Origin of the sequence: Pantoea sp. GL120224-02 (assembly GCF_900215395.1) — a bacterium.
Lineage (GTDB): Bacteria > Pseudomonadota > Gammaproteobacteria > Enterobacterales > Enterobacteriaceae > Pantoea > Pantoea communis.
Genome location: NZ_OBEC01000006.1, coordinates 77,108 through 103,804, shown reverse-complemented (window position 1 = coordinate 103,804; position 26,697 = coordinate 77,108). Strand labels below are relative to the sequence as shown.

Below are 26,697 nucleotides of genomic sequence, written 5' to 3'. Positions count from 1 at the left end.
CGAAATTGCGGTGAAACAGTTTTGCTTGGAATTTCACCATGAAGACCGCGATTGCTTATCCAGGAATGAATGCCAGTGACCGCCCAATGGGCCCGGCTCCGCTTTCCGCCGCCGTACTGCACGAACCGATGCTGTTTATCTCCGGCCAGGTGGCGATTGACCCCTACAGCGGTGAGATCAAGGGCAATGACATCGCCAGCCAGACGCGCCAGGTATTGAAAAACGTCGGCGATCTATTGAGCGAAGCGCAGATGACCTTCGATAACGTGGTGCGCGTGACGATCTATCTCACCGACCTCAGCACCTTCAGTGAGATGAACGCGGCGTATAGCGAGTTCTTCCAGTTCCCCTTCCCGGCGCGCGCCACCGTCGGTATTCAACTCAACCATCCTGACCTGCTGGTCGAGATGGAAGTCACGGCGATGCGCTGATGCATATTCATATCGAAAACGACGCCAGCGCCCCGCAGGCATTACATCTGACCCCGCAGCACCTGCAACAGCTGTTGGATGCCCATGCGCAACTGCGCGGTCACTTTACCCTGAGCGAAAACAGCCAGGCCGCGCATACCGCAGATTTCCTCGCCACCAGCGACATTTTGTGGAGCGGACGCAAGCTGGCGCTCGATACCTTCAGCGCACCACGTCTCGGCTGGGTGCAGGTGATGTCCGCCGGCGTCGAGCAGTGGCTGGCACATCTGCCGGAGGGCGTGACGCTGACCAATGCGTCCGGCGTGCACGGCGATAAAGGCGCCGAGTTCATTCTGATGGCGGCGTTGATGTTCAACTTTGGCATTCCGGGTTTTCTGCAGGATCAGGCTCAGCGCCTGTGGCGCCCCACCTTCGGCGGCTGCGTGCATGGCAAAACGGTCTTGCTGCTCGGCGTCGGCGGTATCGGTGCCGCAGCGGCGAAACGGCTGACCGCGCAGGGCTACCGTGTGATTGGTGTGACGCGCAGCGGCCAGTGTGATGCCGACGTGGCGCGTTGTATTCGCATTGATGCGATGGACGATGTTCTGCCGCAGGTGGATGTCCTGGTCTCAACGCTGCCGCTCACGCCCCAGACAGACAAGTTGTTTGACCGTCGCCGTCTCGATCTGCTGCCTGCCCGCGCCGGCATCGTGATTGTCGGCCGTGCCGCCGTGTTCGACTACACCGCGATGCGCGAAAAACTGTGCGCCGGTGAACTGGCCGGTGCGGTTCTGGATGTTTATCCGCAAGAGCCGCTGCCAGTAGACGATGCGCTGTGGAGCACGCCGGGCGTGGTGATGACACCGCACTGCAGTCTGGACGATCACAGTGCCTACCTTGAGGGCTGCCTTGAGGTGTTTATCGATAACCTGGTGCGTTTCCGCAGTGGCCATCCGCTGCGCAACCAGGTTGATGTTGCAAGAGGTTATTGAAGTCGCAGTACCGATAAAAGCCGTAAGACGTTCATAAAACACAAGGTCATCGCTTACACATTCACCAGCACCAGGGGAACCTTATTATGAAATTTGCACGCATCGCATTACTGATCTCTGGCATCACCGGCACGCTGTTAGCGGGCCTTTCCAGCGCCCATGCCGCCAGCACCGACCCGATTACGCCAACCGCCAGCGATTTTGCGGCGATGGCGCAGTGCAAGGCGCTGCAGACCAAATACCCGTCACTCAAAGGCAAAGATCTGGTGGTAGGCCTGGGTGGCTACACCAAAGGCTTCGAAGCCCCTTCCGAAAAAGACCCAAGCATTATTGAAGGTCTCGATCCTTCGCTGTTCGAACGTATCAGCAGCTGCCTTGGGGCAAAACACAGTTATCAGACCGGTTCGTTCAACGTGCTGCTGACCTCCATCTCCAGCGGTCGTGCCGATATCGGTCCGATGCTGTATGTCACCGATGAACGTCTGAAGCAGATCGCTTTTGTCGCCTCCATGCAGGTGCAGGATGGCTCGATTCTGGCGAAGGGCAATCCAAAGAAAATCACCACCGTGGATGACCTGTGCGGCAAAACCGTGGCCGCCGCTGCCGGTTCTTACGAAGTCAACAAGTTAGTGCCCGAGCAGAGCGCCAAATGCACCGCCGCTGGTAAGCCAGAAGTCAGCATGCTGATGGTGCAGAACACTGACAACAGTATTCAGGCGGTGAAAAGCGGTCGCGCCGACATCTATCTGAATGAAGCCGGATCCGCCATCGCCATCGCCAAAGCTGACAAAACGCTGGAAAGCGGCTTTACCGTTGACCTGCCGATCATGGTTGGCTTCCCCATCGCCAAAGACAACACCACGCTGCGCAGTGCAGTGATGGATGCAATGAAGGTGATTCAGGAGAGCGGTGCGCAGAAGAAATTGCTGGATTACTGGGGTCAGGGCAGCGCGGCTGAACGCCCGGTTGTTGCACGTGGTTAATGCATAAACTCAGTCGGATCAATTGGGTTGCTGCATCACGGGCAACCCAAGCGATCGCATTGAGGGAGATAACGCCTTGGATGATTTTCTTAAGTACCTGACCTTCCCTTACCTGTGGGAAGGGGCCGTCATCGCTGTTCAGCTGCTGGTAGGCGCATTAGCGGGCGGCATCCTGATTGGCTTTTTCCTGGCGTTGGCCAGCACCTCAAAGCACTGGTTTATCCGTGTGCCGGTGAAAACGTACATCTATCTGCTGCGCGGCACGCCGGTGCTGCTGCAACTGATTCTGCTCTACAACGTACTGCCAGAGTTCGGCCTGCGTTTCAGCCCGTTCACCAGCGCCCTGTTGGCGTTGATGATCAACGAAACCGCCTTCTGCGCCGAAATTATTCGCGGCGGCATTATGGCCACCGATCGCGATCAGAGCATGGCAGCGCAGGCCTTTGGCTATTCGCGCACCAAAGAGATGATCCACGTGGTGATTCCGCAGGCACTGCGCGCCATTCTGCCGACCATGGGCAATGAAACCGTCGGCCTGCTGAAATCCACTTCGCTGGCTTCTGTAGTGGGTGTGAATGAGTTGACGATGCGTGGCCAGGCCATCGTATCGCAGAACTTCCTGTTTATTCCGGTGCTGGTCGCTTCGGGCGGCATTTACCTGATTCTCTCTACGCTGCTGGCAGGCGGTCAGTGGTGGCTGGAGAAGTTTTATAACCTTGATGAGCGTGCCCGCCGTGCCTGTGCGCGGTTGGCAAAACTGCCACCGGAAGCGGACGTGATGGCGATGCAGTTGCCGAAACGTCGCTGGGATACGCAAACGGCCGCACCGGTGCTGGAAGTGGACAACCTGTGCGTCGAATACGCCGGTAAAGCGGTACTGAAATCCCTGTCGCTGACTGTACGCCGTGGCGAAGTCGTGGTGCTGCTCGGTCGTTCCGGCTCCGGTAAAAGTACCCTACTGAAATCGATTCTGGCGCTGACGCCACGCAGTAGCGGCACCATTCAGACCGAAGGCCACTTTATGGGCAGCGATGAAAACGGCCGCCCACTGGCTGCCCGCCATCTGCCGGCTAACCGCGCCAAATCCGGCATCGGTATCGTGTTCCAGCACTTCGCGCTGTTCGATCACCTCACCGCGCTGGAAAACGTGATGAGTATTCTGCTGCGCGTGCAGGGTGCCCAACCCGAAATCGCCCGCGCTAAAGCAATGCGTGCCCTGAAGATGGTGGGATTACAGGATTTCGCCGCCTCGCTGCCGCATGAGCTATCAGGCGGGCAGAAACAGCGTGTCGGCATCGCCCGTGCGCTGGCAGCAGAACCGCAAATCCTGCTGTTCGATGAGCCGACCTCAGCGCTCGACCCTGAGCTGGTGCGTGAAGTGAACCAGACCATGCGCAGCCTGGCGCAAACCGGCATTACCATGATTATCAGTACCCATGACATTGCCTTCGCGGCGGGCGTGGCCGATCGCGTGGTGTTCCTGCAGAACGGGGCGCTGATTGAAGAAGGGCCACCGGCGATTTTGCAGAATCCCAAAACGCCGGCTTTTGCCACCTTCCTCGAACATGAAAATGCCACGGAGGCCCAGCATGCCAATGCATGATCTTGCGGCGCGTGAACGTCTTGGCGATGCGCTGTTCCGCTATATGCAGGGGCAGCCCGCCGATGCGATCGCTGACGAACCGGATGCTAACCAGCAGGCGCTGCGCCGTTTTCGCTTGCTGCCGCGTGTACTGCAGGGCAATGAGGCGATCAGCACCCAGACCACCATCCTCAATCAAAGCTGGTCTGCTCCGCTCGGCGTCGGTGCCTTTGCGGGTGATCGCATCTTCCATGAAGAGGGATTGCTGCCGATTGCCCGCGCCTGTAAACGTCTGCAACTGCCGCTGGTGATCTCCGAAGAGACGGTCACGCCGCTGGAACAGATTGGCGCGGAGTACGACCGCTGCTGGCTTCAGCTACGCGCGGCAGGTGATGTTGGGCGTATCAAAGATTTGATCGATCAGGCTGCACAAGCCGGATTCAAAAATATCGTTCTCACCGTGCTGGCACCGGTGCATCCGGTGCCGGGATTACAGCCAGGCGGCTTCTCAATTGGTGAAGCGCTCAAACAGCGCGGCTGGCACACCGTCGGCGGCACGCAACCAGGCGTTGAACCCTTGCCGGCCTTTCCGGTGTGGCGCTGGCAGGAAATTGACGAGGTGGCCGCACACTGCGCTGCGCGTCAACTGCCGCTGTGGCTAAAAGGCATTTTGCATCATGACGATGCGGCACCGGCGGCACAGCACGGTGTGAGCGGCATCATCGCCTCGAATATTGGCCTGCGCCAAAGCGCGCGCTGGGCCACACCGGTCGATCAGCTCGCCGATTTACAGGCGGTCACTCGTCTGCCGCTGCTGCTGGATGGCGGCGTACGCTGCGGCAGTGACGCGGTAGTGGCGCGCTGCCTGGGGGCATCGCTGTCGCTCAGTGTGCGACCGATCATCAGCGCCCTGGTCGCCGGTGGCGAAAGCGCGGTGTTCGATTTGCTCTCCGGCTGGATCAATGAGATCACGGCTATCAGCCACTGGTGCGGTGTCAGCGACATGGCTGCGCTCAACGGCAGTTTTGTTACGGAGGTGCGCGGATGATGCAGACGTTAATCTTCAATCAGGGCGATGCCAGCGAATCCCGCATCTATTACTGCGCCCACTATTTGGCCGACAGCCTCGGCTTGTTCGCCGCCGAGCAGTTGCAGGTCACCTTCACCACCAGCGCATCGGGCGGGCACACCGTGCAGGGCGGACAAGTGCCTGCGGTGCTCAACCGCGAAGCGGATCTCACGCTGGGCGGACCGATGGTGGTGATGAAGCATTACCAGCAGCACGGCGCTGAGTTGCAGTGCTTTTGCGCCTCGGTCGCCGCTAATCCGTGGTTTCTGGCGGCAGCAAAGACTCAGCCCGATTTTCAGCTGAATGATTTGCGCGGTAAACGCGTGCTGGATGTCGGTAATGTCGGCACCGCCACGCTGACCTTCCGCTGGCTGCTGGCAGAGCACGGTTTGCTGGATCAGGTGGAGCTGATTGCCGGTAGCGGCGATCAGGCCCGCGACTTCGCGGCTGTGGCTAACGGTGAAGCTGATTACGCGCTGCACGCCATGCATATGCTGGCACCAGCGATTGCCGCCGGGCAATTAAGCAGCATCAGCAGCCTCGCCTCACTGTGTGGCAAGGTGCCGTGGAGCGCCTATATTGCACGCGCCGATGTCCTCACGGAGAAAGCCGCTGCGTTTGCTGCCTTCTCACGCGCCATCAAACAGGCACTGGCGTGGATCGCCACCCATGACGCCGAAACACTGGCGGCGAGCGTGCAACGCTATTACCCCGATTATCCGCTTGATGCGCTGATCACCGGTTTAGCCGCGTATCAGCAATCCCACGTCTTCGCACCCAGCGGCCTGATTCCAGCCGATGAATTTAACCACTTCAGCCAACTGCTGAGCGACATCGGCTGGCTGGATCCTTCTCAACCCGTGCCCTATCGCGCACTGGTGACGCAAGCAGGAGCAGAGTGATGAAACAATTAATTATCAACGGCCTGGTAGTGACAGAAACCCGCGCCGCGCCCGCCGATGTGCTGATTGAGAATGGCAAAATCAGCGGCCTGCTGATGCCGGGTGCCCTCGCTGACGGCGTCGATGAGATCATTGATGCGCAGGGGCTAATCATCGTACCCGGCGCGATTGATGTGCATACCCATTTCACCGGCTCGCACGATTTCCCTGAACAGGAGCTGCGCGAAGGCACGCGTGGTGCGGCTGCGCACGGCGTCACCACCATCGTTGAGATGCCGCACTCACTGCCGCCCGCCACCAGCCTCGCTAACTTCACCGCCAAGCAGCGCTGGCTGGCGGACAACTGCTCGGTGGATTACGCCATGTGGGCCGGACTGGATGGCCGCAATGTGCACGAGTTAGCGGCGCTGGATCAGGCGGGCGCACTGGCGTTCAAAGCGTTCCTGTGTAGCGGCGCGCCCAATGGTGAAGCCACTGACGAGAAAGGCTTACCGCGCCTCGACGATGATGGCTTGCTGCGTGCGATGCGTGAACTGGCCACCTTTGACGGTTTGATTGGCGTCCACGCTGAGAACCACGACATTCTGATCGGTGCCGGCAGCGAACTACGCCGCGCTGGACGCAAAGATACCCGCGCGCATGCGCTGGCCGGGCCAGAAATCGCCGAAATCGAAGCCGTGGGTCGCGTTTTGGCGGTGGCGGAAGAGACCGGCGCGCGCTGCCACATCGTGCACGTCAGCTCCGCGCGTGCCGCCGAAACCATCGTCGCCGCCAAAAGTAAGGTGCGCGCCAGTTTCGAAACCTGTCCGCACTATCTGATTCTGGATGAAGACGATCTGGTACGCATCGGTCCGAATGCGCGCTGTGGCCCGCCGATCCGCCCACGTCCGGTGGTGGATGCGCTCTGGCAGGTGCTGCTGCGCGGCGACGTCGACATGATCGCCTCTGACCACTGCCCCTACACCCCGGCACAGAAACAAGCCGGTGAAGCCAGCATCTGGGACGCCGGTATGGGGCTAACCGGTGTTGAGACATTAAGCCCGATGTTCTTCAGCGCGGCGCATATCGATCGTGGTCTGGCCCTTACGGAATTTGCCCGCATGACCGCCAGCGGCCCGGCTAAAGCCTTCCAGCTGTGGGGCAAAAAAGGCGCTATTGCACCCGGCTTCGATGCCGACTTGGTGTTTATCGATGCGCAGCAGAGCTGGATCGTGGAGGGGGAAAAATTCCAGGGACTCGGCAAGTGGAGCGCATTTGAAGGCATCCGCTGTCAGGGTAAAGTGGTGCGCACACTTATTCGTGGTGTCACGGTATTCCAGGATGACCAGATGCAGGTTGAACCCGGCTTTGGTCAGTTCGTGACCCGGCAGGTATAAACAGGACAATCACCATGGCAGGAAAATCATCCACCCCAAGCCGTAAAAGCAGCGCACCGCTGGCGCAGGAAGCCGCTTCAGACGGCAACTGGCAAGCTGCGCGTCCGCGCACGCTGGTCGATCACGCCGTCGATGCGATTCTCAGCGCCGCCTCGCGCGGATTGATTTTACCCGGCGACCGTATTGCCGAACCGGATCTGGTGGCAAAACTCGGCATGAGCCGCGTGCCGATCCGTGAAGCGCTGCGCATTCTTGAAAGCCAGGGCATCGTCACCAGCGAGCCGTATAAAGGCATCCGTTTGATGGAGATTTCCCATCAGCGGCTGGAGCAGATTATTGATGTGCGCATCCCACTGGAAACATTGGCCTGTCGCCGTGCGATTGAAGCCGGACGCAACGGCGCTGAACAGCTCACTCTGCTGTATCAGGGCGTGGCACAGATGCAAACCATGATGCAAAACGATGATGTGTATGGCTTTGCCTCGGCGGACACCGATTTCCATCGCACGCTGTGCAGCTTCGCCCACAACCCGGTATTGAGCAATTTGTGGGAGTCAATTGCGCGCCAGCTGACGGTGATTTTTGGCCTCTCCACCATGGGCAAATCGATGAGCGACATCATTGAAGAGCACCAGCGACTGATCAACGTGTTCGCCGAGGGCGATATCGCGCAGATGACCGATGAAATTGAAAACCACATCCGCATTCAGGCACTGGATGTGGATTACGAGACCTTGATTACGCAGCGCCGACAGCAGCGTGCCGCTGTGGGCTGATGCTTTATTGATTGCCTTTACACCAGGAAAACCACGATGAAGATCACCAACGTTGAAGCGTTTTATCTGCGTCTGCCGGTTATTGAGCAGCGCACCGATAGCTCGCAGGATGCACTGCTTATCAAAATCACCACCGATGCGGGCATCACCGGTTGGGGTGAAGTGGATGGCAGCCCGTATGTCACCAAAGCCATTATCGAAGCACCCTATTCGCACACCATGGTCACCGGACTGAAATCGCTGCTGATCGGCGAGAACCCGCTGGAGACCGGCCGTTTGTGGAAGAAGATGCACAAAGCCACCATCTATTACGGACGCAACGGTGCCGTGCTGCAGGCGATGGCGGGCATTGATATCGCCCTGTGGGACATCAAAGGCAAAGCGCTGGGCAAACCGATTGTTGAACTGCTGGGCGGTGCAATGCGCGACAAGATGCGCGTTTACTCCTCCAACATGTTCCAGTACAGCGTCGAAGAGACGGTGGCGCGCGCGCAGCACGCCATCGATACTGGCCACACTGGCGTGAAGTTTGGCTGGGAGCCGTTTGGCACCGATGAAGCGCTGGATCTGCGCTATCTGGAAGCGCTGCGCACCGCGATGGGTGACAGCGTGGATCTGATGCTGGATGTCGGCCACGTCTGGGATGCGAAGACCACCGTGCGCCGCAGCCAGCGTTATGAACATCTCAACCTGTTCTGGATCGAAGAGCCGCTGCACCCGGATAACTACGCCGGTTACGGCCAGGTGTCTGCCGCCTGCCAGCAGCACATCGCCGCCGGTGAGCAAGAGTGTTCGGTGGTTGGCTTCCAGCGCCTGATTGATGAAGGCGGTATCGACATCGTGCAGATCGATCTGACACGCACCGGCTTTACTCAGGCGATGGAGATCGCCAGCTACGCGCACAGCCGTGGCCGTAAAGTGTGTAACCATAACTTCACCACCGACATCAACACCGCCGCCTCGCTGCATTTCCTGTGTGCGATTGAGAATGCGCTGGTGATGGAGTATTGCGTGGAGCCGGGTGAGATCAGTCGCTCGCTGGCGAAAAACCCGGTGGGCATCGCCGACGGATACGCCTGGTTACCGAGTGAGCCAGGTCTGGGCGTAGAGCCGAACGAAGCGGTAATCGAGAAGTTCCTCGTCCGCGATTAAGCCACCGCCAGGCAAACACCGGATGCGTGATTAATCCATTGTTCAGCACACACTCGGTTGCGACGCGATTTATCGCCTGAGGCTCATCCGTTTTATTCGCCAAAGCGGCCACGGTGAAACGTGGTCGCTTTATTCGTTTGGGTGAGAATGCCGGCGTGCAGACCAGAGCACCACGGCTATTGTCGGGCTGTTCTCACGCTGCGACCAGGCAGTGTCACCCGTAACAGAGTGATCCGAATTTCAGTCCCAAAGGTTGTTGACGCATCACGCTGTGACTACCCTTCTTCGCACGGACGTATCGCCGACGAGGAAGCCATGTCGCAAAAAATACACTGGATCGACAACTTACGTGCGGTTGCCTGCCTGATGGTGATCGTCATTCACACCACCACCTGGTATATCACCGGCCCGATGGCCGTCACGGGTATTAGCTGGGATGTGGCGAACCTGCTCAACTCCGCGTCGCGCGTCTGTGTGCCGCTGTTCTTTATGATTTCAGGCTATCTGTTCTTTGGCGAACGCAGCGCGCAAGGGCGACATCTGCTGCGCATCGTACTGTGTTTATTGTTCTACAGCGCGGTGGCGCTGGCCTACATCACCTGGCTGACGCCGATTAGCGAAGGTCGTTCGCTGCTAAAACTGCTGCAAAAACCGGTGTTCTATCACCTGTGGTTTTTCTTCGCCATTATCGGCATCTACCTGCTGTCGCCATTGATTCAGGTGAAAAGCGTGCAGCCGCGCTACGTCGCATTGCTGGTCGTGGTGCTGGCGGTGCTGGCCAATCCCAACACCGTGAGCCAGTCGCTGGGGCCGTTTCATTGGTTGCCGGTGAATCTTTACGTCAGCGGCGACAGCATTTACTACCTGCTGTACGCGCTGCTGGGGCGGGCGATTGGTTGCATGGACACCGATAAGCGCGGCATCAGCTGGCTGGCGGGATTGGGCTTTATCGCCTGCTGGATTGGCATTACGCTCGGCACCAAACAGATGCTAAAAATCAACGGCGCATTCAACGACACCTGGTATCTTTACTGCGGTCCGCTGGTGTTTATCGCCGCCATCAGCTTGCTGGTGCTGTTCAAGAATGTGCTGAGCAGCCGCACACTGCCGATACTGGCGACGATTTCGCGCTATTCACTGCCGATATATGGCTTTCACGCGCTGTTTATCCACTATCTGCGCACCAACCATTACGACGATATGTCACGTCCGTGGCTCGATCTGCCGTGGGTATTTGGCATCACGCTGATCGGCAGTTTGCTGCTAGCGATGCTGCTCAAACGCGTAGATAAACATCATCTGGTGAGCTGATCGTCCCAGCGCTGATGCGCGCGACGCAACTGGCGTGCCGAGGAGAACCCGGCCGCCAGAGCAGCTTTCTCCGCCGCTTCGCCCTGTTGCTGGCGCTGGCGTGCAATCACCAAACGCAGCTGTTCATGGTATTCCCGCACGCTGATGCCGAGATGCTGGCGGAACAGGCGCGTGAGATGACGCTCGCTGACATGCGCGCGCTCGGCCAGCGCGGTCAGTGACCAGTCATGCTCGGGATGGGCGATCATCACGTCCTGCGCCCGGTGAATCGCCGGATGCAGGTGATTGCGATAGCGCAGCCACGGCGAGAGCTGGGGATCGTCACCCGAACGCCGGAACCACACCACCATTTCCCGCGCCACCTTCAGCGCCTGCGGTGCGCCGCAAAGCCGGTTGATCAAATGCAGCGCCAGATCGATGCCCGCCGTGATACCCGCGCTGGTCCATATGCCATGATCTTCCACAAACACGCGGTTATCCTTCACTAACGCTTCCGGTGCGGCGGCTTTCAGGCGCGGTAACACATCGTGGTGAGTGGTGCATTGCACACCATTTAGCAATCCGGCCTGCGCCGAGAGCAGTGCACCGGAACAGATGCAGACTAATGTGATGCGTTTAGACTGGATGGCGGACTGCTGCGAGCGGAGCCAGTCGCGCGCGGCGGCGGCAGGTGCCGTATCGAACCAGACTTTGGAGTCATACACGCCGGGCACCACCAGCAGGCTGTTATCGGGTAGCTGCTCGGGAAGTGGCGCAATATCCGCGATCGTCATGCCGGTGGAGCAGCGCACGCTGGCTTGCGGGCCAATGTAGTGCAGAGCAAAAAAGCCATCCGCCAGTTGCAGCGTTTCCGCCGGACCAGTGAGATCGAGCGCCATCACGCCAGGAAGAACCAGAAAATAGACGGGCTGCGGCATTAAAGGCTCCAGGGTAGGTGATGTGTTTCCCTCAGCCTCTGCGTTGCAGAGAACTGTTCGAGGGTTAACGTAACATTGCTGCTGCCTCAGCCTCTCTGGATGTCTTTCCCTCCGGTTGACGGGAGCGTGCTAAGGACAAATCAGGCCATAAGAAACTAACCTGATTTGCCCATCATAACGAAATAAATATAAAAACCACGACCCAATCCGGCCATCACTTAACCGAATCAGGACATCAGCGGTTTGAGATGCTGATACAACTGCGCAAACTTCTCACGTTGCGGCTGATAAGCCTGATGATGAGACGCATCAGGCTGATGCCGCTGCACCAACTCTGGCGCGGGCCACTCGCTCTGCGGATCAATCGCCCATTGCGCCAGACGTGCAGCACCAAGAGCTGGCCCTACCTCACCGCCGTGGCAATAATCCAGCGTTAATCCACTGATATCCGCCAGCATTTGCCGCCAGTGCGCACTGCGCGCGCCGCCGCCGATCAGCATCACGGTTTGCGGCTGCACCCCGCACTCATGCACCGCGTCCATGCCTTCTGCCAGCGCAAAGCCCACGCCTTCCAGCACCGCGCGCGCCAGCTCAGGACGTCCATGCTGATGAGTTAAACCAAAAAATACGCCCTGCGCCTGCGGATTGTTGTGCGGGGTGCGCTCACCGGACAGATATGGCAAAAATAAAATCGGTGCGGCTTCACCGCTGGCTTTTTCCGCTTCCGCCAGCAGCTCAGGCACGTCTTTACAGCCAGTTAAGGTGGCTGCCCAGTCAAGGCAGGATGCGGCACTCAGCATCACCGACATCAAATGCCAGCGATTGGGCAGCGCATGGCAAAAACTGTGCACCGCTTGCTGCGGATTGCTGAGATAGCCGTCGCTGACCAGGAAGTAAACGCCTGATGTGCCAAGCGACAACATTCCCTGACCCGGCGCCACCATGCCGACACCCACCGCGCCCGCCGCGTTATCTCCGCCGCCCGCCACGATCGGCACCGCGTTCATCTTCCAGCGTGCGGCAACGTCAGGCGATAAGGTTCCAGTGATCTGATCGCCTTCATAAAGCGCAGGCATCTGGCTGCGGTTGAGATCGCAGGCGCTGAGCAGGGCATCACTCCAGTCACGCTGTGCCACATCCAGCCACATCGTGCCGGCTGCATCGGACATGTCGCTGGCGAAGTCACCGCTCATCCGCCAGCGCAGGTAATCTTTGGGCAGCAGGACTTTCGCCACTCGTTTAAACACACCGGGTTCGTGCTGCTGCACCCATAACAATTTGGGTGCAGTGAAACCGGGCATCATCAGGTTGCCGGTAATCTGGCGCGAATCGGGCACGCGCTGCTCCAGTTCCCGACACTGCTCACTGCTGCGCCCGTCGTTCCACAGAATCGCCGGACGCAGTATCTGGTGCTCAGCGTCCAATAGCGTGGCGCCGTGCATCTGACCGCTCAGACCAATGGCCTTCACGCCGCTGAGATCGTGCTGCTGCGCCAGCGCCTGCATCGCCTTGTCTGTAGCACTCCACCAGCTTTCGGGATCCTGCTCACTCCACAACGGCTGCGGACGCGACACCTGCAACGGTGCGGTCTCCACCGCGATGACCAGCCCTTGCGCATCCAGCAACACCACTTTGACGCCAGAGGTGCCTAAATCGATCCCGATAACCATGTTCAGCTCCTGATGCAGTGAGAAATCATAACTGTAGCCTTCGGTGGAGAGTTTAATCACCTCTGCGCGGCGACGCTTCATATCAGAGCGTGAGAACGTGCTGTAGCGCACGGCTAAGATCAAGATTTCGCGCTGGGATGTCGCTATAATTGCGCGGCATCTTCAAAGGAAGATCGTCGTCTCCGGTGAGGCGGCCGGATTTCAAATCCGGTTGGGGCCGCCAGCGGTCCCGGGCAGGTTCGACTCCTGTGATCTTCCGCCACCTTCCTCTTACTGTTACTCATTTCTAAATGATTGGCTTAGGCAACCTGTAAGTCATCATTACAAGTTGGAAAATTTCAGCCTGAGGATGTAGAGCAAGGTTGGCACTTTACTTCTGCACTATCCTCCGCCACTTGTTCCAATCTTTTTACCTCGCCTGCACAATGCAGTTATTCGGTAAAACCGAACAACTGAGCTCTGTTTAAAAATCAGCTTGTTCATGATTCTATAATGTCTTTCACGCTGGCTATTGCGGAATCACCCATGCTCATCCAACCCACCGACAACCTGACCTTCTCCGGCGATCCGCGTGCGGATGAGCTGCGCAAAAAACTGCTGCAACCCAATGCACCTAAAGTGATTGCGGCGGCATTATCGAAACAGCTTGATCGAGAAAGCCGCACCCACAGACATGCCGCCGGACAACTTTACTGTCTGAAGCAAGGGATGATGACGGTCAACACGCCCTCGGGTATCTTCGCCAATCCGCCGCGCCTGGTCGGGTGGATTCCGCCACACTTCGAACACGCGATTATCGGGCCAGGTCGCGTGCTCGGCTGGACGGTGTTGGTGGATGAAGCGCTGACGGCACCGCTGCCAAAACATCCGGTGCTACTCTCCTGCCCTTCGGTGCTGGAACCGCTGGCTGAGCGGCTGGCAAGTTTGTCGCCGGATAGCTGGGGCAGCGATCGTTACAACCGATTATGCGATGTGTTTCTTGATGAGCTGTATGAATCCACCGAGCATGCGCTGACGCTGCCACTCCCCGAAGAGCCACGCCTGCGGCAGATTGCGCGCTTGTTGATGGATAATCCGGCGGATACCCGCACCGGCCCCGAACTGGCACAGTGGGCGGGGTTGAGTCCACGTAGCCTGAGCCGTCACTGGGCCAGCGCAGTGGGCATGAGCCTCTCGCGCTATCGCCAGGTGTCGCGACTGTTGAAATCACTGGAAGGACTGGCCGACGGCAAAAGTGTGCAGCAGGTAGCGTGGCAGGTCGGTTTTGATAGCGTGAGCAGTTACATCAGCGCCTTCCGCAGCGCCTTTGGTTCCACGCCCGGCAAATACTTTACGCCGCCTGACGCGTCTGCGGTTGCAGTATCAGAAGACTCATAGGCCCATCGATCGCTGGCAGGCTGTGATGATATTTACGACGAAACGCGCCGGGCGGCAGATCGTACATGCGGCGGAAAGTGCGGCACCATGTCTGCTGCGACTCAAAGCCATACTTAATCGCAATCTCCATCAGCGGCATATGACCGTTCATCAACGCAATCGCCGATGCCGTGAGTTTACGTTCGCGAATATAGCTGCCTAGCGCGATACCAGTATGGTGGCGGAACATGCGTTGCAGATGCCACTGCGAATAGCCCGCACGACGCGCGACCGTCTCCAGCGTCAGTCGCTGTTCAATATTGTCTTCGATCCAGAGCATCAGTTGATGCATACAAGCTGCCTGAATATCCATCTTTCCTCCTGATGGCGGATTAAAAAGTCAGCAACATTATAAAAAAGCCTCAGCTGGCTATGTTTAGCGTTAAAGCCAATAAATAACGATATCTCGCCAAACTTTAATGGCTGTCGTTCTGACCCGACGCTTGCAGCTTACACTATCATGTAATATTGTAAGTTACATGACAAATGCCTGACAGGAGGATGTATGAATAGTTGGATGACTTCAGACGTGGGAACTTGTGTCGCGATAGCTCTGGCAGCGGCCAGTATCGCGATGACCCTCACGCAAACCGAGTTGTTTGCTGGCTTACGCGCGTGGACCGCCAAAAAGCACGCGCTGCTCGGCCATCTGTTCCACTGCTTTTACTGCATGAGCCATTGGACGGTGCTCGCGGGCATGGTGATTTATCGCCCTGCGCTATTGCACAGCGATATGGCACTCATTGATTGGGTGATGACAGCGTTCATTACCTTAACCCTGACCACCTTTATCAACGGTTTGATGTTCAAAGTGTTCCAGGCAGCAGTCACCACGCATGTGATGAAGCACAATGCGCAGATCACTTTGCAGAAGCAGGATTGAGGTTATTCACTGCACAGCGGATGGGGCTCAGATTCCAGCCCCAGTTTTGCCATTTTCTTGAGGTAATCATCGGCAATATCAGCCACGGTGATGTGGCTAAAGCGTTGAAGCAGCAGCACTTCCGCTTCATGGAGCGCCTGATCCAGACGCTCATCGACCGCATGTTCAACTAAACACGGCGAAGGATCGGCAGCAGGCCCGATACTGAACAGCGCTGGCGACCCAATCGCCTGATACACATCCAGTAGCGTAATCGCGCTGAGTTCCACCCGCAGCTCCCAACCGCCGCCGTGCCCCTTCTCCGAGACCACATAGCCTTTTTCGCGCAGGCCAGACATCATGCGGCGTACCACCACCGGATTGGTGCCCAACATCTTCGCCATCGCTTCCGAAGTGGCGCGTTTAACGTGCCGATCAAGATGAATTAAGGCGTGCAGTGAGCGGGACATTCGGTTGTCGCGGGGCATGGATCATTCCTCTAAAGTTCACGACACTGTAGCAAAGCCGCCCGATAGCAACAATTTATCCGGTCGTCTAGATAGTCGCTCCCATCGAGAGTCGATAATGCAGATTGACCTGTTCAATAGTCGGCTGCTGGTTAATCTTCTTCAGCACAATCTCGGTGGCGACTTTACCCATCTCAAAACGTGGCGTGATCACGCTGGCTAAACGCGGCGTGGTGGCCTGGCCAATCTCCAGCCCGTGAAAACCGGCAATCGCCATCGTCTGCGGCACGGCAATTCCGGCTGCCTGACACTCCTGCAATACGCCGACAGCTAAATCATCATTGGTGCAGAGAATCGCGTCCATTTCCGGATAGAGCTGGCGTGCCAGCGTCATCATGCCCGTACCAATCGATACTGAAGAGACCTTGTTCGGCACAATTCTTCCCGCCGGGAAGCCCGCCGCTTCTACCGCATCACGATAACCCGCATAGCGCTGCTCATCGCGGCGATCGGACATCGAACCAAAATAGATGACGCGCTGTTTGCCGCTGGCCAGCAGCATCGATGTCATATCGTAACCGGCGCGATAGTTATCAAAACCGACGTTGATCCGCCCGCTGGCTTCCGTCAGCCCCATCACTTCCGCCACCGGAATATTGGCGGCATTGAGGTATTTCTCGGCGCGCACCGTGTGCACGGATTCGGTGAGGATCAGCCCTTTGATGTTAAACGCCAGCACGGTGGCGATCTGCTCCTCTTCACGCTGGGCGTTGTAGTCGTAATTGACCACCAGCGTCTGATAGCCGTGCGCACTGGTGACCGACTCAATGCCCGCCAGCAGATCGGCAAAGATTTGGTTGTTAAACGAAGGAACCAGCACGCCAATACGCGGCTGACTCTGTTTGGTTGCGGTGGTGTTGTCGCTATCGGGGACGTAGCCGATTTCAGCCATGACGCTGGCGATTTTCTCCGCCGTTTCCGTTTTAACCTTTTCCGGGGTACGTAAATAACGGCTTACCGTCATTTTGGTGACGCCCGCCAGGGTAGCAATATCGTCCAGAGTGATGCGCTGCGTTTTCATTGCGACGTCCGCAAAGATGGCCTGTCAATCAACGTATTATGCCCGTTGCCCGGAAAAAAATGAAACCTACGCTTAACCTCCCTCAGAGAGAGAAATCAGCGTCACATTACAGAATAAAAATTTCACACCGTTGCAAGAAAAAACAAGAATAGTCATATCACGCCTCTCGCCTCTGATAAAAAACCTATCATTTCAGCCAAATATGGCCCTACCGTGAATATTGCCATCAGCAATTTTCGCAACGTCGTTCACACTTTCTGGAGAAAATTATCCAAAAACCATCATTTAGAACATATATTCCAACGCGATGACCTTGAGTGAAAAACGCTGAACATCGATAACCTACACCACTCCTCTTTCTGAACACGTAACGTTCAGGCCGTAGAGACAAGGGGCTATAACAATGGATACCAGGCAAAAACGCTACAACATGAAGTACGTCATACTCTGCTGTACCGTCGCGGCATTTGGCGGACTGCTAATGGGCTATGACTCTTCAATTATCTCCGGTGCAATCGAACCTTTAAGTGAATATTTCCAGTTAACCCCCGCAGAAACCGGCTGGGCCGTTTCCAACATTCTGCTGGGAAGCTTAGTGGGCTGCTTTATTGCCCCGCGACTGAGCGACAAACTCGGACGCAAAAAATCGCTCGCCATTACCGCGTTGCTGTTCACCGTTTCGGTGATCGGCACCGCCATCGCCCACAACTTCACGGTGTTTGTGCTGTTCCGCATCATTGGTGGGCTGGCGATTGGCCTCGCCTCGGTGATTTCGCCGATTTACCTCGCGGAACTGTCGCCCTCGAAGTTTCGCGGCCGTACCACTGCACTCTATGCGGTATGCTGTGTCGGTGGACAATCGGTGGTGTTACTGACCAACTACTTCATCACCAAATCGACGCTGCCCGAGGTGATGATTAACATGGGCTGGCGTTATATTCTGGCTACTGCACTGGTGCCTTGTGCACTGTTCATCTTCTTCATCGCCTTTATCCCGGAATCTCCGCGCTGGAATGTGCTCAAGGGCAAATACGATGAAGCGCTGGATACGCTGACCAAAATTTCCAACCGCGAGCATGCCGAGAGCGTGTTCAATGAAATCAAACACTCGTTCTCAGACAAAACCGCTCACCAACATAAATCGCGCCTGCGCCTGGATAAAACCACCATTCCGCTGTTGATCATCGGTATCGGTCTGGCGGTCGGTAACCAGATCAGCGGCATTAACGTCATTCAGTACTTCGGTCCGACATTGCTGAAGAACGTGGCGGGCAGCACCGATTCGGCGTTGCTGCAGACCTTCTGGCTGTCGATTTGTCAGTTTATTGGCGTGCTGGCGGGCATGATGGTGATTGATAAAATTGGCCGCCGTAAGCTGCTGCTGCTGGGGGCCATCACCTCCTGCATCTGCCTCGCTTACTCGTTCATCGCGTTCTATTATCACCTGCCGGGTATGCTGGCGGTGGTGGGTCTGTTTGCCTATATGATTTTCTTTGGCATGACCTGGGGCCAGATTGTCTGGACCGTGCTGGGCGAAATCTTCCCTACCGAAATTCGTTCGATCTGCGTCGGGATTTCCATCTGTGCCATGTCGCTGGCGAACTTTGTGATCAGCAGTACTTTCCCGATCATGAACAGCAGCCCGATGCTGCTGGATCTGTTCCACGGTGGCTTCCCGCTGCTGCTGTTCGCGATTTTCTCTCTGGGAATGTACTTCTTTACCTTCCGCTACCTGCCAGAGACCGCGGGCGTGTCGCTGGAGAAAATTCATGGGCTGGTGCTGGAGAAGTTTAACGTTGAGGCTGATTTGCCACAGAGCACCTCAACGACCAAATCCAGCGAGTCATTTGATATTCCACGGCATTAATGTGATGAAGCGCGCCTAAGAGATGGCGCGCTCATATTGCTCAATCACCGCCAGCGCCAAACCGTTGGCAGGATCAATACGCTGCGGCAGGAAATGCAGCTGCGTGTGGGAGAAGGTAAAGGCCAGCGTGCTGGCCTGCGCCGTTTCTTCAACCGCCTGGATAAAGGCAGGATGCGTATTCCACGGCCCATCAATAATGATGCTCGCCGGGTTCACCAGCTGCATCACATGGCTCAGGGCGTGGCCCAAATGTTGACCGGTTAACGCCATCACTTCACTCACGATCTGCGGTTCACTGGCGGCATTCTGCCAGCGCAGTCCTGTTTTACGCTGCCCCAACTGCTGTTGAATTGCGGGCTGACTGATCAGCGTTTCCAGGCAGCCTGAACGTCCACAGCTACAACGCAGCCCTTTCGGTTGCACCTGCAAATGACCAATCTCCCCGGCGGTCCAGCTGCTGCCGACAAACACTTCGCCCTGTTCCACCAGCGCACCGCCAACCCCTTCACCGATACGCAGATAAAAATGGCTTTGTGCTCTATCCAGATCGAGTTGCTCCACCGAGAGCAGCGCAGCGGCTTTGACGTTATGCATAATGCGCAGCGGCAAACGGCAGGCGCTGACCAGCGGCGTCAAAACATCGACATCCTGCCAGCCAAGATGGGCGGAAAAATGCACCCTGCCGCGCTGTGGATCGATAATGCCGGGAAAGCCTACGGCGATGCCCAGCAGTTCAGGATGCGCGGCGTGCAAGGTCTGGCACACTTCCTCCAGCTCACGCAGCAGCTGCTCAGGATCGGCGGTCGCCGTTTGCCAGGTCTGTTCCGCAATCACCTGCGAGAAATAATCACAGACGCGCCAGTGAATGGCGTTGCGCTCCACCATGATGCCGGCGCTTTTTAGCTTTTCCGCGCGTAGCGAAATTTCGATTTTTGGGCGTCCAGCCGCTGCCACGCTCACCGGGCCGAGTTCGTGAATCAGGCCCTGCGCCAGCAAATCATCCACAATCAGGGATACGGTGTTTTTACTCAACTGCAGCGCCAGCGCGATATCCTGCCGGGAAGTAATACGTGTGCTACGCAGTTGCGTCATCACGCGCTTAAGGTTGTTTAATCGAAGTAATGCGGGGCCTTTACCGGCTGCTTTCATCGCGCGCCCACCTGACTCAATACTCATCACCGCGTACACGGCTGCGATAGCTTTCCCAATCGAAACGCACCCACAAACTGGTGCCGAGACGCATACGATCCATCACGCGCTCACCTAGTAAACTGTTCATTCCCGCCGGGTCCAGATTCGACAACATGCCGGTTGGGCGTTTTGACGATGAGCGACGATCGACAATCTGATTGATGATCACTTTTTCGTAGCGGGATTCGCTCTGCATGCCGATCTCATCGATCACCAGCAGATCCACATGGCTGAGATCCTGCAGCAAGCGCTCTTCGGTGATGTCGCTGCCACCGCTGAAGGTACCTTTCATGCTCGACATCAAATCGGCCACGGTGACAATCAATACGCTTTTGCCACGCAGAATGAGGTCGTTACCAATGGCGGCGGCCAGATGGTTTTTTCCGGTGCCAGGGCGGCCAGAAAACACGAAGCTGGCGATGCTGTTGTCGAACCCGGCGGCATACTCCCGCGCCAGCGCGAGTGCTTTGCGCTGACCATCATTCTCGACACGATAGTTATCAAACGAGCAGTTCATGTGCAGCTCACGGATACCGGAACGCCCCATGATACGCTGCATTTTCATGGCGCGGTTTTCGCGCACGATGGCTTCAGAGCGCAGACGGCCTTGCTCCTGATTCCACGCCAGCAGCTCTTCACCGTTTTTAAATTTCGGCTGCACATCCGCAGGCATAAATTTTTTCAGGCGACTGAAAAGATCGTTCGGCGTTTTCATCACTCACCTCGGAATCCATCGGGAATATCATATTGAGTATTGCTGATCTGGGTGATATCGCGCTTGGGCTGACCGCCATTAGCAGCGCGGTTCATTTGTACGCTGCGCGCCAGTTTCTGCTGCCACTGCACATGATGGAACAGTCGGCCTTCGGCCTGCCAGTAAGCCACAAAGGTAGCCAGTTCGGCTGCGGTGACCGGTTCATTCAGCGCCACACCCCAGATGGCGGCCTGCCGCTGAAAATCGTGATCCGGCTGCCAGCCCGCGTACATGGCAAACTTGCCTACCGGTGTGGCAATCGGTGCCGCATAGGTATGGAACAGGCTGTCATCCAGCGTGACATCATTTGGCTGCTGCGCTGCGGCTTCCAGCGCCAGCAACTGTGCCAGACGCTGCGGTGTCAGCGCATAAAAAGCGGGCGCATTGTTGTGCAGCACCGCCAGTACGCCGTTATCGGCCTGCTGCAACACGGCAAGCGGATCCTGGCAAAAGCCATCCAGCCCCACCAGCGTTGAAGATAAGATTTTAACTGACATGAAGAAACCTGACGTTGACCAACCCGGAGCGCCGATAGGTTTAGCGCTAAGTGGTCAGTGTACCTGTTTTAACGCGATGGATCGCGCAGGATTTAGAAGCTGGCGCTGACGCCAAGGCTGTAAATAAACTGCTCACCGCTGACCACCGCCCCGGTTTGCGAGAAGGAGGCGAAAGCCGCCATATTTTGCCCAAACGGCACATTGGCCCCCACGCTGACATCCACCCAGTTGCTTTCATGGCCGATCTCCTCGGGGCGATCGCGCAGCGATGACGCATTTTCATCACTCAATTGATGGCTGTAGCTAACCTGTGCCCAGGGTGAAATCCAGTCAAGGGTGGAATCAGCGCGCCAGCCCAGTGAGGCAATATGTCCGGCGTGATTGCCATCGACAAATTCACACTTCGGGCAACTCACTCGCGAATCATCCACCGCGAATTGCGCCACCGGACCGGTGCGCAGCGTCGCACTCATCGGCATCTGCCAGCCTGCCGAATAGCGGTTAGCAAAGGGGGCATTCCCCACGCTGGCTTTTTCACTGTGCAGCACCATCGCGCTCTCATCCGGTGAATTAAGCGCGGCATCCATCAGGCTGGTGTCACGATCTTCTGTCAACATCAGGTGATGACTGGAAATCTTTTCAGCAAGTATCGCATTGTAATCCGGCACATAATCCGCGCCCGATTCATCCCATGCGTAAGCCGGCAGCGCCGCAAATAACAGCCACACACTGCCTAAAGCCAGCATGAGATTGTGCTGGCCTGTCCACTCACTTTTCTGCAACATGAAAGACTCCTGACGAGCCAGAAAGGATACGGGCGTTAAGATTCAGGTTTATTGATTATCGGCACCCATTGATTAACTATTAATCGATTCTGTAATACGTCAAGGGATTAACTGTATTTTCCTCATGCTTAGGGAGAGTAATATGCAACGTTGTGGCTGGGTAACACAGGATCCACTCTATCTGGCGTACCACGATAATGAGTGGGGCGTGCCGCAAACTGATAAGCGGGCCTTATTTGAAATGATCTGCCTTGAGGGACAACAGGCGGGTTTGTCGTGGATCACCGTGCTCAAGAAACGTGAGAACTATCGTCGCGCGTTCCACGAATTTGATCCTCAGGCCGTGGCGTTGATGGATGAGGCAGACATGCTGCGCTTGCTGCAAGACAGCGGATTAATTCGTCATCGCGGCAAGCTGGAGGCGATCATCAATAACGCCAAAGCCATGCTGGCGCTGGAAGCGGAAGGCGAAGACTTTTCACGCTTTATCTGGTCATTCGTCGATAATCAGCCGATTTTGCACCGTTTCGCCGATTACAAGCTGGCGCCCACCACCTCCGAGCCTGCCATTGCGCTCTCTAAGGCGTTAAAGAAGCGTGGTTTTAAACTCGTCGGTCCCACAACCTGCCATTCATTTATACAGGCGTGTGGGCTGATTAACGATCATCAAACCAGCTGTTTCTGCCATCCTGATAATCTTTAACGCAAAACTTTACACTTTAAGACTGACCCTCACGCATTTCCCCATTATTGAACGGCATAATAGTGCCGTTTTGGGGCATTTTCCCCGTGTGACTTTGTGAGGGATTTTCAATGAAAAAGCGTAGTTTGACGCTGGCCTTGTTACTCAGCGGCAGCGTTGTGCTGTCCGGTTGTACCACCAATCCTTATACCGGCGAATCGCAGGCCGGGAAATCCGGCATCGGCGCGGGCTTAGGTGCCGTGCTGGGTGCAGGCGTTGGCGTGTTGTCATCGTCGAAGAAAGATCGCGGCAAAGGCGCGCTGATTGGTGCCGCATCCGGTGCGGCGCTGGGCGGTGGCGTCGGCTATTACATGGATGTGCAGGAAGCGAAGCTGCGCGATAAAATGCGCGGTACTGGCGTCAGCGTGACGCGTCAGGGCGATAACATCGTGCTGAATATGCCGAATAACGTCACCTTTGACTCTAACAGCAGCAACCTGAAACCCGCAGGTGCTAACACCTTAACAGGTGTCGCGATGGTGCTGAAAGAGTATCCTAAAACCGCCGTCAATGTGGTGGGCTTCACCGACAGCACCGGTACGCGCGCGCTGAATATGCGCCTGTCGCAACAGCGTGCGGATAGCGTGGCCAGCGGCCTGATTCTGCAAGGCGTAGCCCAGAACCGTCTGCGCACGCAGGGCATGGGCCCGGATAATCCGGTGGCCAGCAATAGCACCGAAGCGGGTAAAGCACAAAACCGCCGCGTCGAGATCACGCTGAGTCCACTGGGTTAATCCCGCTCGCCGATCTGTTTCTGCAGATCGGCTTTTCCGCACGTTTTTACACCGCAATTGACGCTTTTTGTATCAGATAACGCTCTATAATCGTCAACCAATAGAGCCGTGAAATACTTTATGCTAGCGTGATCAAAATTTGATCGGTGGAAAACGTCATCATGTCGCTCAAAGCCATTGCCGCTGCCCTCGGCCTCTCTGTTACCACCGTGAGTCGTGCGCTAAATGGCTATGACGATGTTGCGGCCGCCACGCGTAAACGTATTGAAGAAGAAGCCACTTCACGCGGCTATCGTCCGAATGATGCCGCGCGCCGTCTGAAGACCGGGCGCGCCAATGCCGTCGGGCTGGTTTTCCCGGTCAGCACCGCCTCTTTGAATGACAGTTATTACAGTGAAATGCTGTTGACGCTGGATCAACGCCTTGCTCAGCATGACATTGATCTGATGATCCTGCCGGATAAACCGCAGGATAAGCACCGCACGCTGATGCGCTTGCTGCGCAGTGGCGCGCTGGATGCGCTGATTCTCACCCATACCCAACCGCATGATATCCGTCTGCAGCGTTTGCAGCAGAAAGGCTATCGCTTTCTCACGCTGGGCCGCAGCCAGCTGCCGCAACCTTATGCCTGGTTTGATTACGATAATCATGCAGGCACCTTGCTGGCCGCTGAACACTGCCTGCAACAAGGGCTGACAAGGCTTGCCTATCTTGGCGGCAGCGAGCCCTGCACGTATATCCTCGATCGTCGCCACGGCTTTATCGATGCCCTCACACAGCATCAACCACCTATCGCGCCAACGATGCTGGCCGCGCTGCCGGTAACACGTCGTGCCGGTTACCAGCAAACACAGCGCTGGCTGGCGCAGGATATCGCGCCTCAAGCCATCATCACGGATTGTGCGCCGCTGGGTGAAGGCGCGGCCATCGCGTTGCAGCAGGCCGACCGTTTAAGCGGCGCGCGGGCGATCCCCCTCTATGTCTACGATGGCTTGCCGCATGACTCCATTATCGATCATCCGGTGAACGCGATTTTGCAGCTATCGCAGCAGCGCATTGGCGAACGCGTGGCCGAAATGGTGCTGCAACTGCTGGAAGGTGCACCGCTTGAGGAGCTCCAGACGCTGTGGCAACCGATGTTGCGCCTCACTTCTGATGCACAATGATTGCGTGCGCGCCGCGCTGTGATAGTCTTCGCCTGATTTTATTATTCAGGTGTACGCGATGAAGACCAGGCCGCCACGAGCCACAATCAGTGACGTTGCCCGCACGGCAAAAACCGGTAAAACCAGCGTTTCCCGCTATCTTAATGGCGAAGTGAATCTGCTCTCGCCCGATCTCAAAGCCCGTATTGAACAGGCGATTGCCGACCTCGATTATCGTCCCAGCCAGATGGCACGCGGCCTGAAGCGTGGCCGCACGCGGCTGATTGGCCTGATTATCGCGGATATTACCAATCCCTATTCCGTGGATGTGCTGAGCGGTATCGAAGCGGCCTGCCGTGCGCAGGGCTTTACGCTGCTGATGTGTAACACCAACAACGAAGTCGATCGCGAGCAGTATTATCTGCAACTGCTGAGCAGCTATCAGGTTGAGGGCATCGTGGTGAACGCGGTCGGGATGCACGAAGAGGTGCTGAAGCGCCTGCAGCAGTCGATGCTGCCGATGGTGCTGATTGACCGTAAAATTCCTGACTTCGCCTGTGATGTGGTTGGCCTGAATAACCCCGAAGCCGCGCAAATTGCCACCCAGCATCTGCTGGACAACGGTTACGATGCCCTGCTGTTCCTCAGCGAACCCTTGGGTAGCGTTAACACCCGCCGTGAACGACTCGGCGCGTTCTATGACACCTGTAAAGCCCACGCCGGCGTGATGGCGGAAAACGCCGAAGTCCCCCTGCATCAGCCAGAACAGTTGGAGCAGGTGCTGCGGACATTCCAGCAACGCCACAGTGACAAACGCTGCGCGGTGATGGCCGCCAACGGAGCCCTGACCTTGCAGGTGGCGCGCGCCTTGCAGCGGCTCGAACAGCGCTGGGGTGAAACCATTGGCCTGCTTGGTTTTGATGAGCTGGAGTGGGCCGCACTGGCGGGCGTGGGCATCACCACCCTGAAACAGCCCACCTGGCAAATTGGCTATGCGGCGCTGGAACAGGTGATCTCACGCATTGACGGTAATGAGCAGCCGATCAATGAGCAGGTTTTCCCCGGTGAGCTCATTGTGCGCGGCTCCAGCCAGCCGCTGCGTTAATCCCCCTTTCTCCGGCTCACTTCGTGAGCAGGATCATAATTCCACACTCTCTTTCTTTCATTTGGAACCGGTTCCATTTAGGTTTTTTTTAAGACATCGATTTAAAACAACGGGCGGCTCAGACCGCATCCTTCCGAGTTCAATGGAGAGGCAACATGGCACATCCGGAAATCATCGTGGTCACCGCCGCCTACGGCACGCACAAAGTCGCTGAATTGGGTGGTCAAACCGCCCTGCTGCCGCTGATCAAAGCCGCTGGCGCGGATGGCGTAGAAATCCGTCGTGAGCTTTTCAGCGAAGACGATCTGCTGAGATTGCACTCGCTCAACGAGGCAATTGCTCAACAACAGCTGAGTGCCAGCTACTCGGTGCCGGAAGCGTTGTGGCTGGAAGATGGCTCGCTCAACCCTCGTCTGGGGCAGTTCCTGCTGGAAGCCGAACAGATTGGCGCTAAGCGTTTGAAAATCGCCCTCGGCCATTTTGTCGATCTCTCCGACGCTGCGCTGGTTGAGGTACTGGCAGCATCGCCAGTAACCGTGGTGGTGGAAAACGATCAAACGCCAGACAGCAAACTGGCCCCGATGCAGACCTTCTTCCATCGTGCCTGCGATGCCGCCCTGCCGCTGGATATGACCTTCGACATGGGCAACTGGCAGTGGACCGGCGAAGACGCTTTGCAGGCCGCAGCGCAGCTCAGCCGTTACGTCAGCTACATTCACGTGAAAGCCGCGGTGCCACATGGCGAGAGCTTCCGTGCGGTGGCGCTGGACGAAACCGACGGCAGCTGGCGCACATTGCTTAACGCACTGCCTGCTGATGCGCCGCGCGGCATCGAGTTCCCACTCGAAGGCGAAGATCTGCTGGCCGTGACACGCCATTACGTTGAATTGCTGCGTGCGCTGTAAGGAGTC

27 protein-coding genes and 1 tRNA gene are annotated in these 26,697 nt (G+C 57.0%); 19 read left to right on the top strand and 9 right to left on the bottom strand.

The annotated features are described in order from the left end of the window. The first annotated feature begins 38 nt into the window (after nt 1-38). The 10 genes from CRO33_RS13445 to CRO33_RS13400 all read left to right on the top strand — a co-directional run bounded on the left by CRO33_RS13445 (nt 39) and on the right by CRO33_RS13400 (nt 10,553). On the top strand, nt 39-431 hold the full coding sequence (locus CRO33_RS13445; RefSeq protein ID WP_038643895.1) for a RidA family protein: 393 nt from the start codon (nt 39-41) through the stop codon (nt 429-431). Next, the gene (locus CRO33_RS13440) at nt 431-1,402 is read left to right on the top strand and encodes a D-2-hydroxyacid dehydrogenase (protein ID WP_097118459.1); all 972 of its coding nucleotides are present in this window, start codon (nt 431-433) and stop codon (nt 1,400-1,402) included. Before CRO33_RS13445 ends, CRO33_RS13440 begins: the two co-directional genes overlap by 1 nt. Nucleotides 1,403-1,488: 86 nt before the next feature. Further along, a complete protein-coding gene (locus CRO33_RS13435; RefSeq protein WP_097118458.1) occupies nt 1,489-2,385 on the top strand; it encodes a transporter substrate-binding domain-containing protein in 897 nt (298 codons plus the stop codon). 76 nt (nt 2,386-2,461) lie between these two features. After that, nucleotides 2,462-3,988: an amino acid ABC transporter permease/ATP-binding protein gene (locus CRO33_RS13430; protein WP_097118457.1), complete on the top strand. Its 1,527-nt coding sequence runs from the start codon at nt 2,462-2,464 to the stop codon at nt 3,986-3,988. After that, a complete protein-coding gene (locus CRO33_RS13425; RefSeq protein WP_097118456.1) occupies nt 3,975-5,015 on the top strand; it encodes an alpha-hydroxy acid oxidase in 1,041 nt (346 codons plus the stop codon). The genes CRO33_RS13430 and CRO33_RS13425 overlap by 14 nt, the downstream gene beginning before the upstream one ends. Beyond that, entirely contained in the window at nt 5,012-5,938 is a 927-nt protein-coding gene (locus CRO33_RS13420; protein ID WP_369682976.1) for an ABC transporter substrate-binding protein, read from the top strand. The genes CRO33_RS13425 and CRO33_RS13420 overlap by 4 nt, the downstream gene beginning before the upstream one ends. Further along, entirely contained in the window at nt 5,938-7,314 is a 1,377-nt protein-coding gene (locus CRO33_RS13415) for a dihydroorotase (RefSeq protein WP_097118455.1), read from the top strand. The genes CRO33_RS13420 and CRO33_RS13415 overlap by 1 nt, the downstream gene beginning before the upstream one ends. Before the next feature lie 14 nt (nt 7,315-7,328). After that, entirely contained in the window at nt 7,329-8,090 is a 762-nt protein-coding gene (locus CRO33_RS13410) for a GntR family transcriptional regulator (RefSeq protein ID WP_097118454.1), read from the top strand. A gap of 36 nt (nt 8,091-8,126) precedes the next feature. Further along, complete coding sequence (locus tag CRO33_RS13405; RefSeq protein WP_097118453.1) at nt 8,127-9,242, top strand: mandelate racemase/muconate lactonizing enzyme family protein; 1,116 nt, start codon at nt 8,127-8,129, stop codon at nt 9,240-9,242. 315 nt (nt 9,243-9,557) lie between these two features. Next, nucleotides 9,558-10,553, top strand: coding sequence for an acyltransferase (locus CRO33_RS13400; protein ID WP_097118452.1), 996 nt, complete (start codon nt 9,558-9,560; stop codon nt 10,551-10,553). Here CRO33_RS13400 and CRO33_RS13395 read toward each other — a convergent pair. Together CRO33_RS13395 and xylB are read right to left on the bottom strand one after the other, a co-directional pair. Then, the gene (locus CRO33_RS13395) at nt 10,538-11,470 is read right to left on the bottom strand and encodes a GlxA family transcriptional regulator (RefSeq protein WP_097118451.1); all 933 of its coding nucleotides are present in this window, start codon (nt 11,468-11,470) and stop codon (nt 10,538-10,540) included. The two genes, CRO33_RS13400 and CRO33_RS13395, sit on opposite strands and share 16 nt — an antisense overlap. 227 nt (nt 11,471-11,697) lie before the next feature. After that, nucleotides 11,698-13,140 (bottom strand): xylulokinase, encoded by a 1,443-nt coding sequence (gene xylB / locus CRO33_RS13390; RefSeq protein ID WP_097118540.1) that lies wholly within the window; start codon nt 13,138-13,140, stop codon nt 11,698-11,700. A gap of 167 nt (nt 13,141-13,307) precedes the next feature. Between xylB and CRO33_RS13385 the strand changes: the two genes are divergently transcribed. Together CRO33_RS13385 and CRO33_RS13380 are read left to right on the top strand one after the other, a co-directional pair. After that, nucleotides 13,308-13,402 (top strand) — tRNA-Sec (locus CRO33_RS13385). Between the two features lie 263 nt (nt 13,403-13,665). Continuing rightward, a complete protein-coding gene (locus CRO33_RS13380; protein ID WP_097118539.1) occupies nt 13,666-14,517 on the top strand; it encodes a helix-turn-helix domain-containing protein in 852 nt (283 codons plus the stop codon). Here CRO33_RS13380 and CRO33_RS13375 read toward each other — a convergent pair. Continuing rightward, nucleotides 14,471-14,869, bottom strand: coding sequence for a helix-turn-helix domain-containing protein (locus CRO33_RS13375; protein ID WP_097118450.1), 399 nt, complete (start codon nt 14,867-14,869; stop codon nt 14,471-14,473). The two genes, CRO33_RS13380 and CRO33_RS13375, sit on opposite strands and share 47 nt — an antisense overlap. A gap of 192 nt (nt 14,870-15,061) precedes the next feature. On the opposite strand from CRO33_RS13375, the gene CRO33_RS13370 reads away from it, so the two are divergent. Further along, the gene (locus tag CRO33_RS13370) at nt 15,062-15,439 is read left to right on the top strand and encodes a DUF1360 domain-containing protein (protein ID WP_176505772.1); all 378 of its coding nucleotides are present in this window, start codon (nt 15,062-15,064) and stop codon (nt 15,437-15,439) included. 2 nt (nt 15,440-15,441) lie between these two features. Here CRO33_RS13370 and CRO33_RS13365 read toward each other — a convergent pair whose 3' ends face one another. Then, a complete protein-coding gene (locus tag CRO33_RS13365) occupies nt 15,442-15,906 on the bottom strand; it encodes an Rrf2 family transcriptional regulator (protein ID WP_034829963.1) in 465 nt (154 codons plus the stop codon). 67 nt (nt 15,907-15,973) lie between these two features. Continuing rightward, complete coding sequence (locus CRO33_RS13360) at nt 15,974-16,966, bottom strand: LacI family DNA-binding transcriptional regulator (protein WP_034829964.1); 993 nt, start codon at nt 16,964-16,966, stop codon at nt 15,974-15,976. A gap of 403 nt (nt 16,967-17,369) precedes the next feature. Here CRO33_RS13360 and CRO33_RS13355 point away from each other — a divergent pair, with 403 nt between their 5' ends. Beyond that, the gene (locus CRO33_RS13355) at nt 17,370-18,833 is read left to right on the top strand and encodes a sugar porter family MFS transporter (protein WP_097118449.1); all 1,464 of its coding nucleotides are present in this window, start codon (nt 17,370-17,372) and stop codon (nt 18,831-18,833) included. Nucleotides 18,834-18,848: 15 nt separating this feature from the next. On the opposite strand, the gene CRO33_RS13350 is transcribed toward CRO33_RS13355, so the two are convergent. The 4 genes from CRO33_RS13350 to CRO33_RS13335 form a co-directional block, all read right to left on the bottom strand. Further along, entirely contained in the window at nt 18,849-19,982 is a 1,134-nt protein-coding gene (locus CRO33_RS13350) for an ROK family protein (protein WP_058961153.1), read from the bottom strand. A gap of 16 nt (nt 19,983-19,998) precedes the next feature. Then, a complete protein-coding gene (gene dnaC / locus CRO33_RS13345; protein ID WP_097118448.1) occupies nt 19,999-20,739 on the bottom strand; it encodes a DNA replication protein DnaC in 741 nt (246 codons plus the stop codon). After that, the gene (gene dnaT, locus CRO33_RS13340) at nt 20,739-21,275 is read right to left on the bottom strand and encodes a primosomal protein DnaT (RefSeq protein WP_097118447.1); all 537 of its coding nucleotides are present in this window, start codon (nt 21,273-21,275) and stop codon (nt 20,739-20,741) included. The genes dnaC and dnaT overlap by 1 nt, the downstream gene beginning before the upstream one ends. A gap of 92 nt (nt 21,276-21,367) precedes the next feature. After that, nucleotides 21,368-22,060: an autotransporter domain-containing protein gene (locus CRO33_RS13335; RefSeq protein WP_097118446.1), complete on the bottom strand. Its 693-nt coding sequence runs from the start codon at nt 22,058-22,060 to the stop codon at nt 21,368-21,370. A 142-nt stretch (nt 22,061-22,202) separates the two neighbouring features. Between CRO33_RS13335 and CRO33_RS13330 the strand changes: the two genes are divergently transcribed. From CRO33_RS13330 to CRO33_RS13310, 5 genes are all read left to right on the top strand, one after another. Further along, nucleotides 22,203-22,763 carry a DNA-3-methyladenine glycosylase I gene (locus tag CRO33_RS13330; protein WP_097118445.1) on the top strand — a complete coding sequence of 187 codons (561 nt, stop codon included), beginning with the start codon at nt 22,203-22,205 and terminating at the stop codon, nt 22,761-22,763. 110 nt (nt 22,764-22,873) lie between these two features. Then, entirely contained in the window at nt 22,874-23,536 is a 663-nt protein-coding gene (locus CRO33_RS13325) for an OmpA family lipoprotein (protein ID WP_045815063.1), read from the top strand. A 161-nt stretch (nt 23,537-23,697) separates the two neighbouring features. Then, complete coding sequence (locus CRO33_RS13320; RefSeq protein ID WP_097118444.1) at nt 23,698-24,702, top strand: LacI family DNA-binding transcriptional regulator; 1,005 nt, start codon at nt 23,698-23,700, stop codon at nt 24,700-24,702. Between the two features lie 58 nt (nt 24,703-24,760). After that, nucleotides 24,761-25,786, top strand: a complete 1,026-nt coding sequence (locus CRO33_RS13315; RefSeq protein WP_097118443.1) for a LacI family DNA-binding transcriptional regulator — start codon at nt 24,761-24,763, stop codon at nt 25,784-25,786. A gap of 155 nt (nt 25,787-25,941) precedes the next feature. Then, on the top strand, nt 25,942-26,691 hold the full coding sequence (locus CRO33_RS13310) for a sugar phosphate isomerase/epimerase family protein (protein ID WP_097118442.1): 750 nt from the start codon (nt 25,942-25,944) through the stop codon (nt 26,689-26,691). Nucleotides 26,692-26,697 lie beyond the last annotated feature (6 nt).